The following is a 12,456-nucleotide window of genomic DNA, read 5'->3' as shown; positions in this document are numbered from 1 at the left end:
ATAATCAATCAAATAATAATTTTCCTACTTTTGCGTCACAGGAGATTTGTGGAAAGGCAGGATTAATTTCTTGTAAAATATCCTTCTGAGATCTATTTCAACTGAGTCTCGGCAAGACTATGGTTTTGTTGATAAACTGTAAATTATTCTACCACATATATTTATAATCCAGTTCTCCTTTTCCTGAAATCTCAGATCTCTTTACTAAGCATCTTTTTAAACTTCGGTTACAAACTGAATTTGTTCGCTTTATATCTTCGTTCTTCTTTTTGTTAGCCATAGTCTTGCCGAAACTCTTTTACCTGTAAAGACGATTGTGAATATTCATGATAAATGAAGATTATATGCAGGAAGTTCATGCCGATAAGGTCTTAATGCTAGCGATCGGAAATAATGATTATATCAGTTATAATAAACTGTTTGATCGTTATTACGGGCGTCTTTGTCAGTATGTGTATAGTCTATTGATGGATAGAAATGATGCGGAGGATGTTGTTCAAGAGCTTTTCTTGAATTTATGGAAAAATAGGGGGAGAATAGAGATAAAGGAAAATGTATCAGGATATTTATATCGGATGGCTAAACATCTGGCCTTGAACTTTATCCGATCAAAGGTGCAGACGGGAAGTTTATCAGAGAATCAAGACTTATTACTTCTATCCTATGAGGATAATCAACTGGAAACAGAAGAGTTTAGGATCGCTCTTTATGATTGTATAGACCATTTGCCGGGTCGGAGTAGAGAAGTGTTACTTCTTCACAGGGTAAAAGGGTTGAAGCAGAAAGAAATATCGGAGAAACTATCTATATCCGTGAAAACAATTAAAAATCAAATATGGATGTCTTTACAGAAGTTGAAGGAATGTCTGGAGATGAAGGAGGTATAGAATAATGAGAAAATTTTCAAGGTTCGTATAGGACCTTTTTTTATTTGTGGTGTCATTTAAATAAAGACTAGACTCATGGAGAAGAAAAAGCAAATAGGAGAACACATCGTTGACCATTTATCGGAGAGGATGAATGAGGAGATCGTGGATCCGGTTCTGGATGAATGGTTGGCTGAGGATGAGTCTAATCAAGAAGATTTTAAACGGTATAAAGAGATCTGGAAAGAAACAGGCTCTTATCTGGAGCAAGAAACTTTTAATGCTCAATACGCATGGGATAAGATCGATCGTATCAATAAGAAGAGATATAATAAGCGGAAACGCTTGGTGAATATCGGATATATTATTTCAGGAGTGGCAGCTACTTTATTGCTTGTCCTCGGTTTTTCGAAAATGGGAGTATTTGATAAACAGCCGGAAATGTTGGTTCGAATGACCGCTGATTACGGAAGCCGATCGGAGGTGGTCTTGCCGGATAGTTCCGTTGTTAAGCTGAATTCTGGATCTGATATTACGTATTCCTATAACGCGAAGGAGAAGATCCGGGAAGTGAATTTCCAAGGAGAGGGCTTCTTCGATGTCTCGAAGAACAAGATACCGTTCGTGATCAAGATGAACAATGGATTGCGCTTAAAGGTACATGGTACTTCTTTTAATTTGCAAGCGTACACGGATGAAAAAACAGTTGAAGCCTCGTTGGTGGAAGGTTGTATCGAGCTGGATCATGGGAATGAGAAATTACTAATGAACGCCGGAGACATGGCGGTTTTCGATAAGCAAACCAACCGGATGAGACCGGTATCGGGCGTGTTATCTCATTCGTACAGTTGGCTGGAAGATAAACTCTATATGGATCATATGCCGCTAGCTTCCGTCTGTAAATATCTGGAGAGGAGGTACGATGTAACCATCCATCTTCAAAAGGATTTGGGGAATAGCATACATTACGATGGAGTCATACAGGAGGAAACCATAACGGATATATTGGGTGTACTATCCCGATTGAGTGATATAAGTTATAACGTGAAAGGAAAAAATATAAGTATAACCTCTAAATAAAGTCTGCCTATGAAGTAAAGAACAAGAATCGCATGAATACACATGAAAAACGGGAAATGCTGGAACATTCCCCGTCATCTTTTTGATCATTAAAATTAGTGCTCGTAACACTAGTGTTAACAAACAATCGAATTACAAATATATGAATTTTTGGAATATAGCAAGGCCGGAAGAGTCTCCGGTCCTTAAAAAAACTTTGTCTATTATGAGATTGACGACATTATTCTCTATCGCATGTTCACTTCAGATCTCGGCCTCTGTCTATTCGCAAGAGACAAAGTTGTCTTTGGACGTTAATAACCAGACAATAAAAGAGGTTCTTTTCAGGATAGAGAAACAGTCTGGCTTCCGTTTTATCTACGAGAGCGAGAAGGTTAACCTGAATAAAAAAGTATCTGTACATGTGAAAGAGCAGACGGTGGAAACCATTTTGAAGCGTCTTTTTGCAGGGGAAGGCGTAAAGTATGAGATTACGGAGAATAATTTCATCTTGATTAATCCCTCTACAAAAAACGAGAAAACTGCCCCTTCCTCACAAGCCGTTTTGCAAAAGAAGAATTTAGTGCAAGGTGTAGTGACCGACGAGAATGGAGAACCTATTATCGGTGCGAACGTAGTTGAGAAAGGTACTACCAACGGAACGGTTACGGACCTTGATGGAAAGTTTACGATAGAGGTATCGGAAAACGGTGTCCTTCAAATCTCTTACATCGGATATGCCATGACGGAATTGCGTCCCAGCAAGGAAGCGAATTTGAACGTGAAGTTACGGGAAGATGCCTTGCAGATGGATGAGGTTGTGGTTGTCGGTTACGGTACGGTAAAAAGAGCGAACTTGGGTGGTGCCGTATCTACGGCCGACGCGAAAGCGTTTGAGTCTCGTCCGGTTCAGAATGCGGCTCAGGCTTTGCAGGGAGAAGTACCCGGCTTGACGATTACACGTACTGGAGGCGCTCCGGGTTCGGACATGACCATGAAGGTTCGTGATGTCTCTTCTATCAACGGTGGTACTCCCCTTGTTTTGATTGATGGAGCGGAGGGAAATATTAATATGATCAACCCTTCCGATATCGAGAATATTTCCGTATTGAAAGATGGTACGGCCGCTATTTACGGTGCTCGTGCCTCGGATGGTGTTATTCTGGTGACAACGAAAAGTGGTAAGCGCAATCAGAAGACATCTGTTGCTTTTGATGCATATTACTCTATTAAGACTCCTGCGTTGTTAAGGAAACCTGCGAATCTATTACAACATGCGGAGATGGCCTTGGAGATCACGGATGGATCATTCACTCCGGAATACACGAGAGACCAATTGGAATTGATCCGGCAGAATAGTGATCTGGTATTGCCCGATGCGGAATGGGGGCGTTGGACCGGTTATCCGCAATTCTTCAAGGATCAAGACTGGAATGATATGCTTATTGGCAATGGCAATATGCAGAACTACAATGTCAATATCTCCGGTGGTGGAGAGAGATACTCGTATATGTTGTCTTTAGGCCATCAGCGGGAGGAAGGTATCCCTAAATTTGGTGAGGATGTGAACAAGCGTTACTTCGTACGTGCTAAATCGAGCGTCGAGATCTTCAAGAACTTGACTTACGATCTTAATTTAGCTTATGAGGCAAGCAACAGGGACTATTCCTCGGGTTTGACGGAAGGACAAAATATATGGGAACTGATTTATAAGACTCGCTCTTGGACTCCGATGTACAATCCGTCGGGAACTTTCTATACATTCGAGGGTTTCGATAATCCGGCCCAAGTATTGGAAGAGGGAGGCATGGTGAATAAGACTACAGGTAATATAACGGTCAACAACCAATTACGCTGGAAGGTGATCGACGGATTGCAATTGGTGGGACAAGCCGTGATCCGCAAGTATGATCAGGATGAGAACGTGACGAACAAGAAAATCATCAATTACGATTGGGATAATAACGAGGTTCGGGAGAAACGTACGCCGAATAGTGCGGAGCGTCGTTACCAGAAAACTTTATCCAAGAACTTCACGCTCTATGCTGATTATAAAAAGAACTTCAATGACCGGCATGATTTAAGCGTGATGGTCGGTACTTCCCATGAGTCTGAGAACTATGATCGGTTCACGGCGAAGCGTATTAACTTCGACCAACAAGAAAATATGTCTTTGCAATTGGGTAGCGCCCAAGATCAAAACGCTTGGAGCGAGGGAAATCAGTGGACGATTAATTCTTTCTTTTCCAGAGTGAATTATACGTTTGCCAATAAATATGTCATCGAAGGAACGATCCGTGCGGATGGTAGTTCCCGCTTTGATCCGGATCACCGTTGGGGATGGTTCCCGGGTGTAAACGCGGCTTGGCGTGTCGGAGAAGAGGGTTTCATGAAACGGTTAGGTTGGTTCGAGGACTTGAAGGTAAGAGCTTCTTACGGAGAGATGGGTAATCAGTCCGGTATCGGATTGTATGATTATATTCAATTGATCTCTTTATCGAACGATTATTATCCTTTCGGGGCTGGCGTAAAAGGACAAATGGCTACGTCTGGAAATATTATTTCTACCTCTCGTACATGGGAGACGATCCAGACAACCAATGTGGGATTTGATTTCTCGACGCTCAATAACCGTTTATATGGATCGTTCGACTACTTCTGGAAAGAGAATAAGAACATGCTTATCCCGAAGACCTATCCTTCTATGTTAGGTGCGGACGCTCCGAGCACGAACAGCGGCCATTTAAGTATTCATGGATGGGAAATCTCTCTAGGCTGGAGGGATCAGATCAAGGATTTCAGCTACTCGGTTCGCTTTAATATCAGTGACGCGAAAAACAAGGTCGTGGATCGGGTTGGAAGTAACCTGATCCAATTAGGTAATAACGAGACTCCGACCGGATATCCGTTGAATTCCTATTTCGGATATGAATTTGATGGAATCATCCAGAATGAGCAAGAATTGGAGGCGTATAAATCTCGTTTCTCGGAAGGAGGTATCCCGGGTGACTTGAGCGTAGGTGACGCTATGTACAAGGACTTGGATGGAGACGGGAAGCTATCCGTATTAGGTGATGGTAAAGAAGGCTCCGGTGACGTGAAATACTTGGGTGACAAGAACCCGCGTTATAATTTCGGCTTTAACCTGAGTATGGCTTGGAAGGGATTCGATCTGAGCGCCTTTATACAAGGAGTCGGCCGTAGGACGATGTTCTTGGAAGGGGAGAGCCGATGCCCGATGCCAGAGGCATGGTATCAATCCGCCGAGTATTGGTATGGAAAGACTTGGACCCCGGAAAGAACGGATGCCCAGTATCCGGCGATCACGTTGAAGGATAAACGAAACTACAATTATTATGTATCTACGAACACGAAGTTTAACGTTGCGTATGCCCGTTTGAAAAACTTGCAGTTCGGTTATACGATCCCGCAGACTTTGACCTCGAAGGCCGGTTTGCAGAAGGTGCGGGTGTATTTCTCCGGCGAGGATTTATTTGAGGTACATAACACGCCAAATGGTTGGGACCCGGAGGAGAACAGCGGTAGCATTACTTCCTATCCGTTTACCCGTAATTATTCATTTGGTATAAATGTCGTATTTTAAAAATTAAAGCGAAAAGTCATGAAAAACTATCGGATAATATTGGGAAGCTTTATTGTTTCCGCTTTGTTCTTGTCAAGTTGCCAAGATATAGACCTGTTGCCAAAAGATAATATGCCGGACGAGCTATTCTGGAAAACCCCGGATGATTTTGAGAAAGAGGTCAATTGGCTCTACACACGTACCGAGACGTTCGGCACGAAGGATACGGATAGCGATATCGCCTATGAGTTGAACGAGAATACGACGAGCAACGGTACGTTGATCGCCCCGAATACGGATGCTCTATGGGACTCTACTTTCATAGACCTGCGTCAGAGCAATATGATTATCGAGAAGAGCCAGACGTACGAGGGCGATCCCTCGGAGATCGAGCGGTATGTGGCTGAGGCCCGTTTCTTTCGTGCTTACTCGCATTTTCGGTTGATGGCGAAATACAACGATATTCCTATCTTGACGAAGGTGCTTACCGTAGATTCCCCGGAGTTGTATGGTTCTAGGAATAAGCAACAGGAGGTGGAAGACTTCATCTTGTCGGAACTCAACGAGGTGTATGCTAAACTACCCTTGCAAAGTGAGTTAAGCTCGGATGAGGCGGGACGTGTAACCCAAGGCGCTGCCTTGGCGTTGAAAGCGAGGGTTGCCTTGTTTGCCGGGACGTGGGCGAAGTATCACCAGCACCGTTCGGACTATCAGCAGTTGTTGCAACAAGCGATCGATGCCGCTACAAAAGTGATCGATAGTGGTGAGTATGCTTTATATGAAGGCTCTGGTGAGGAGAGTTACCGCTACTTGTTTATCAATGCGGGCGATAATTCAAAAGAGGGTATCTTCGACAGTCGGTACGAGACGGATATCCGCCACCATAGCGACGCATGCCCTGTATATTGGGGATGGCGAGGGACGCCTACCCGTAAGCTGGCAGATATGTATTTGTGTAAGAGTACGGGATTGCCAATTGAGAACGCTAATTCCGGATTTGAGGGATATGCCACGATCAAGAGCGAATACGAGAATCGTGACCCTCGTATGAAACAGACCTTCTTGATGCCCGGAACCGACTATATCAGTCCGCAAGACGGCGCCTTGACTTGCCCGCCGCAATTTACCATACGTCCCGAGACACGTACGGGTTATAAGTTGTGGAAATATATGGCGGAGACTTCCGTTCCTTCTGACAAGGATGTATATGATTATCACATCATCCGTTATCCGGAGGTATTGCTGATATTGGCTGAGGCCACTTACGAGAAAGACGGGGCGATCAGCGATGACATCTTGAACAAGACGATCAATGTGATCCGTTCCCGGAAAGGCGTGGAGATGCCTCCTTTGACCAACGCTTTCGTGAAGAGCAATGGGTTGGATATGCGGACGGAGATCCGTCGGGAACGTACGATCGAGTTAGCGTTCGAAGGCTTCCGCAGGGATGATTTGAGACGTTGGAAGACGGCTGAGACGGAATTGATAGGTGCCATAAAAGGTATTAAGCTGAAAGGTTCGGAATACGAGAACTTGGATGTCTTGAACGAGGGAAATCCCGGTTTGACAGACGAAAATGGTTTCTTGATTGTGGAACCGGCGGAGAATCGTAACTTTGTGACCCCGAAGCATTACTATTATTCCCTTCCGTTGGATGAGTTGTATCTGAACCCGAACTTGGCTCCGAACAACCCGGGGTGGTAGGGTAATGCCTTATATTCCGGTAAAAATGGCCTTGCACTGGTGTAAAATGCCTTTTTAGATCTAAGAAATGGCTTTTCACCCTCGCGAAGTACCTTTTAGATTTCTAAAAACGACTTTGCGCTTGTGAAATGCCATTTTTAGGTTTAAGAAATGGCTTTGCACCCTTGCGAAATGCTTTTTAGATCTCTAAAAATGATTTTACACCGGTGAAATGCCATTTCTAGAATATTTTATGAGAGTAAATGAATTTAAAATTGAATCGAATGTCATTCATAAAGAAGATAGGTCTTGTATGCTTTATCGTCTTCTGCTGTGCGGGATGCCGTAGCGCAGGAGAGAAACCGGTTGAGAGTGCGGCTGCTCCCCGTATTATCAACATCATCAATTTCATCCGCCAGACAGATTACCGGGTGGAGAACGCTGATAGTTTATTGTACGAGACGGTTTGTGAGCAAGTGAAATTGGTGAATAAATATGATTTACCGGCAACCTTCTTATTGCAGTACGATGCGTTGATCAACCCATTGTACCAAGATCTGTTGAAAAGTAAACTCAATGATCATTCCGAGATCGGCGCTTGGTGGGAACTTACGCAACCGCAGATCGAGGCCGCCGGGATCAAGTGGCGTGGCGAGCATTCTTGGGTCTCGCATGCGAATATCGCTTTCAGCACCGGATATACGAAAGAAGAACGGGAGCGACTGGTGGATGTCTATATGGCGAAGTTCAAGGAGATATTCGGCACGTACCCGAAATCGATCGGCTCTTGGTTTATCGACGCGCATACCTTGGGGTATATGTACGATAAATATAAGATCGTGGCGTCGTGCAACTGCAAGGACCAAGTGGGGACGGATGGTTATACCCTATGGGGTGGTTACTGGAACCAAGCCTATTACCCGAGCCGGGTAAACGCCTATATGCCGGCGCAGACCGAGGAGGGGCAAATCCCCGTTCCTATTTTCCGTATGCTGGGCAGTGATCCTATTTATCAGTATGATGATGGTCTGGGACAAGAGCGTCAAGGGGTGATCTCCTTGGAACCCGTGTATGAGAAGGCGGGCATGGATCGCCGCTGGGTGGATTATTTCTTGGAATCGATCGTGGATCAGCCTTGTCTGGCCTTCAATTATGCGCAAGCGGGACAGGAGAACTCTTTCACGTGGAGTAATATGAGCAAGGGACTGGAGATGCAGATCCCTATCTTGGACTCCTTGAGGAAGGAAAATAAGATCCGGGTGGAGACGCTGGGCGAATCCGGTGCGTGGTTCAAGGAATGCTTCAAGGTTACGCCGGCGACGGCTGTCACTACGTTGACGGATGTCCGTGGAGAAGGAAATAAGACGGTCTGGTTTAACAGCCGTTATTATCGGGCGAACTTATTGTGGGAAAGGGGAACCTTCCGCTTTAGGGATATCCATCTTTTCGACGAAGGCTATAAGTCCGCTTATCTGGAAAAGCCCGGAGACGGGAACCAGTTCTTGTTCTATACCTTGCCCGTCGTGGACGGATTCATGTGGAGCGAGGGACTCGATCGTGCCGGGCTTCGGATCGTCCGATTAGACAAGGATGGAGATAAGGAGGAACTTACCTTGGATCATCCGGTAGTGACGGAGATAGGCAAGGATACCTTGGTAGTTTCCGCCGAAGACTCAAAAGGCCATCCATTCAAGATCACTTTCTATGAGACCCGCTTCGAGGTAGCCGCTCTGTCAAAGGAGGCGGACCTCTCATGGGCTTTAGAGCTAAAGGTCGCAGCAGGGAAGGAGCTACCTTTCACCGTTATAGAGGATAAGGCGGTCAACGCTAGCTTCGATGGTTTCAACTACGTGATCACTTGCGAGAAAGGCCATATAAGGAAACCTGAATCCGGTTCGGATTATGCCTTTAGGATACTTCCGTCGGATCAGGAAATAGTAATAGATTGTACAAATACGAGATTAAATTGTACACATGAGAAATAATGATATGAATATATTAGCTTGGAGAAAATGGGCGATCGTATGGATGGTCGCTGTGCTCAGTGGTTTTCAATTAAGGGCGGCAGATCCTGTGGTCGTCCCGGCGAATATGGAACCGCTGACGATAGAAGGAAATCGTTTTGTCACCTTATGTATCATGATACGTACGACGCCTTGGGAAGTCTCCCGGGATGTCAAGTTACATCCCCGCGATGAGGTGGATTGGCATACGCTTGAGGGAGTACGTGCCTTGCGGGAGGCCTTCGCCACGAATAACCCGAACGGTCGTCTTACATGGGGATTCACGATGAATGCCTTGGAGGACGGACGGAAGAATTACCGGGAGATCCGTGATTACGTAGTGGAGTGCCAAAAGAAATATGGGGATGAGGTTACTTATTTCCCCGGTTATTTTCCGGCGATGTATCTACCCCGTGAGCGGGTAAACCGTGAGATGTCGGAGGCGATAGAGATCATTTCTAAAATGGTAGGAAATGGTTATCGTCCGCAATCAATTATGGGAGGTTTCTTATCGGCCGATAATTTGAGATATTTGGCGGAGAAAGAGAACATCCATGTGGCGCACGCCGTGATCTGGAGCCAGCATAATATAGACGGTGGTGGTGCTGACGGCTCTCCTTCTTATCCTTTCTATCCCTCGACGGAACACTTCTGCAAGCCGGCGCAGGGAAAAAGCGATTTCATCGATTGCGTGAATCTGGATGGCTGGACGATGGACTTTATCTGTGCCCGCCGTAGTGGACAGACCGGACATGGTATCGATGGATACAACAGCCGTAGAGGTGTCGGTCCGATCGAGACGTACAAAGGTTGGGGGCTCGACTTAGGGCATCGTGAGGTGATGCACACGGAAGCGATTCACTTTGATAAAGGTCTTGAGTTGAATGGCTTTGGCTGGGTCGCCAATATCTGGGAGGCGCAGATGGTACATGAGTTCGGGAAGGATCTCATCTGTGATGCCATGAAGATGTGGGTAACGGGTACCAAGGAACGCTGGCCGGATACTCATTTCGTTACGTTCGGAGAATTTGGCGAACTTTGGAGAAAACAATATAAATCGAACGACGACTGGAACTATCGCTTCGTAGAACGAGGCTCTGGTTTGGGAGACTCTTATAATAATTTGGAGATAAAATGGTTTATGAATAAGGAATTCCGCTTGGCCTTATTACGTGATTGGCATACGAAAAATTCCCCGGCTTACGTCATCGACTTTACCCGTTATGATTTGCAAGCCCATGAACCTGCCGATCCCAGCCCCGAGAAACCGGCTAAGGATTGGAGCTTGATCAACAAAATCAATCAAAAAGGCCTCCGTCCGCAAGATAAGCCGGTCTTGATCGATAAGTTGGAGAAAGAAGATCAAGATTTGATCCGGAAATATTATCCGGAATTATTTAAATAGTTGGTTTATGAAAAAGATTACCGTTGTTTGTTTAGCTCTTTGCTCCTTTCTTTTTGGGGGAGATCTCTTCTCCGTAAAGGCGCAAATCCTAGAGAAGTTCACATTGCCTACCCCATGGACAGAGGAGGCATTGAAGGCTGAGATTCCTTTACCGGAATATCCGCGTCCACAGATGGCACGTTCGGAATGGTTGAATCTGAATGGTATATGGGATTATATGGGAGGAAAAGACCTGCTTGATCCTGTTACGGCAACCACCCCTCCAGTCTTTCCCGCGAAAGTAGAAAAGATACGTGTGCCGTATCCTCCTGAATCGGAATTATCCGGTATAGCCCGTGGGGGTGATACTTGCCTGTGGTATAAGCGTAGCTTCTCTGTTCCTCAAGCATGGAAGGGCAGGAATGTATTGTTGAATTTTGGGGCTGTAGATCGGATCTCGTCTGTGTTTGTCAACGGTAAGAAGGTGGGTACCCATACGGGAGGGTACGATGCTTTTAGTTTAAATATTACTGATTATTTGAAATCCGGTGAAAATGTCCTTGTGGTAGGTGCTTATGATCCTAACGACGGCCGGGCCGCTTCGGGCAAGAACGGCTCACGTGGAGATTATATTTTTACCTCCGGTATCTGGCAAACCGTTTGGCTTGAACCGGTAGAGAAACAATATATTTCTCAGATTAAGCTAGTGCCCGATTTAAAAAATAATCGGTTGGAAGTAATTGCTTATACGGAGGATAAGGAGTTAAAGGTAACGGCTATTGCGGATAATGGTAATTCAGAGGTGGCAAGAACCGAAGGAAATTCCAATATGAGTTTTTACTTGCCTATCCGGGAACCCCGTCTATGGAGTCCAGATGATCCTTTCTTGTATGGTTTGAAATTGCAGTTGAAAGATCGAAAGGGTGAGATAATAGATGAGGTATCTTCTTATTTTGGTATGCGTTCTGTTAGCATGGGAAAGGTAGATGGTGTGCTTCGGCCTTTATTGAACGGGGAGTTTGTTTTCCATATCGGTCTTTTAGATCAAGGTTATTGGCCCGATGGCGCATTTACTGCTCCTACCGACAAGGCTTTGTTGTATGATATAGAACTGGCGAAACGTGCGGGTTTTAATGTAATACGCAAGCATATCAAAGTAGAGCCTCAACGTTGGTATTATCATTGTGACAGGCTTGGCTTGATGGTTTGGCAAGATATGCCGAATCTTTGGGAGCCGGATGGTGAGGATTCCGTGGCGGTTCGTAAACAGTTCCGTGACGAATTGAAAGTGATGATCGACCAACACGTCAGCTCGCCTTCTATTGTGATGTGGGTTCCGTTTAATGAGAATTGGGGAGCCTTTGAAGCGACAGACATCACAGCTTGGGTGAAAAAGTACGATCCGAATCGTTGGGTAAACGGTATGTCGGGATATAATTACGCTCCGGGCTATCGGAAAGCTTATGGAGATCCCGGAAATGGAGATTTCGTGGATATGCATCATTATGGCAAGATCGAGCCTAAGGCGATCCCCCGTCCCGATGATAAACGTGCTGCGTCCCTTGGCGAATTCGGAGGAAAAGGTCTATTTGTGCGTGGGCATATGTGGCCTGTACGCAATGACGCTTATGAGATGATGTTGAATAGAGAAATCTTGACTGATACCTATGTATTAATGCTTACCGAGCTAGAGCAGATGATAAACTATTTCGGACTAAGCACGGCCATCTATACGCAGACTACAGATGTGGAACATGAGATAAACGGCTTGGTCACTTATGACCGAAAGGTGGAAAAGATGGATCTGGAGAAAGTTAAGTACATCAATCAGGAAGTTATAAGATGTACAAGAAAAAAGTAGCATATCCTCTAAAATGT

The 12,456-nt window shown here is 45.2% G+C and carries 7 protein-coding genes; all 7 read left to right on the top strand.

Translation table 11 applies throughout. The features are described from left to right. Positions 1–344: 344 nt before the first annotated feature. Positions 345–887 (top strand): RNA polymerase sigma factor, encoded by a 543-nt coding sequence (locus tag NBH07_RS21385; protein ID WP_005860189.1) that lies wholly within the window; start codon positions 345–347, stop codon positions 885–887. A 75-nt stretch (positions 888–962) separates the two neighbouring features. Continuing rightward, positions 963–1,946: a FecR family protein gene (locus NBH07_RS21380; RefSeq protein WP_009016733.1), complete on the top strand. Its 984-nt coding sequence runs from the start codon at positions 963–965 to the stop codon at positions 1,944–1,946. A gap of 142 nt (positions 1,947–2,088) precedes the next feature. Next, complete coding sequence (locus NBH07_RS21375; protein WP_009016732.1) at positions 2,089–5,529, top strand: TonB-dependent receptor; 3,441 nt, start codon at positions 2,089–2,091, stop codon at positions 5,527–5,529. Positions 5,530–5,547: 18 nt separating this feature from the next. Beyond that, positions 5,548–7,212 (top strand): RagB/SusD family nutrient uptake outer membrane protein, encoded by a 1,665-nt coding sequence (locus tag NBH07_RS21370; RefSeq protein WP_005860183.1) that lies wholly within the window; start codon positions 5,548–5,550, stop codon positions 7,210–7,212. 263 nt (positions 7,213–7,475) lie between these two features. Beyond that, positions 7,476–9,176 carry a hypothetical protein gene (locus NBH07_RS21365; protein ID WP_195319268.1) on the top strand — a complete coding sequence of 567 codons (1,701 nt, stop codon included), beginning with the start codon at positions 7,476–7,478 and terminating at the stop codon, positions 9,174–9,176. After that, positions 9,166–10,599, top strand: coding sequence for a DUF3863 domain-containing protein (locus NBH07_RS21360; RefSeq protein WP_009016729.1), 1,434 nt, complete (start codon positions 9,166–9,168; stop codon positions 10,597–10,599). Before NBH07_RS21365 ends, NBH07_RS21360 begins: the two co-directional genes overlap by 11 nt. Positions 10,600–10,606: 7 nt before the next feature. Then, the gene (locus NBH07_RS21355; RefSeq protein WP_156682573.1) at positions 10,607–12,439 is read left to right on the top strand and encodes a glycoside hydrolase family 2 protein; all 1,833 of its coding nucleotides are present in this window, start codon (positions 10,607–10,609) and stop codon (positions 12,437–12,439) included. Positions 12,440–12,456: the final 17 nt, after the last annotated feature.

The sequence above is a fragment of the Parabacteroides sp. B2-S-102 genome, assembly GCF_023656665.1.
Lineage (GTDB): Bacteria > Bacteroidota > Bacteroidia > Bacteroidales > Tannerellaceae > Parabacteroides > Parabacteroides distasonis.
The sequence above is the reverse complement of the archived record's forward strand: the minus strand, read 5'-3'. Positions and strand labels throughout refer to the sequence as shown.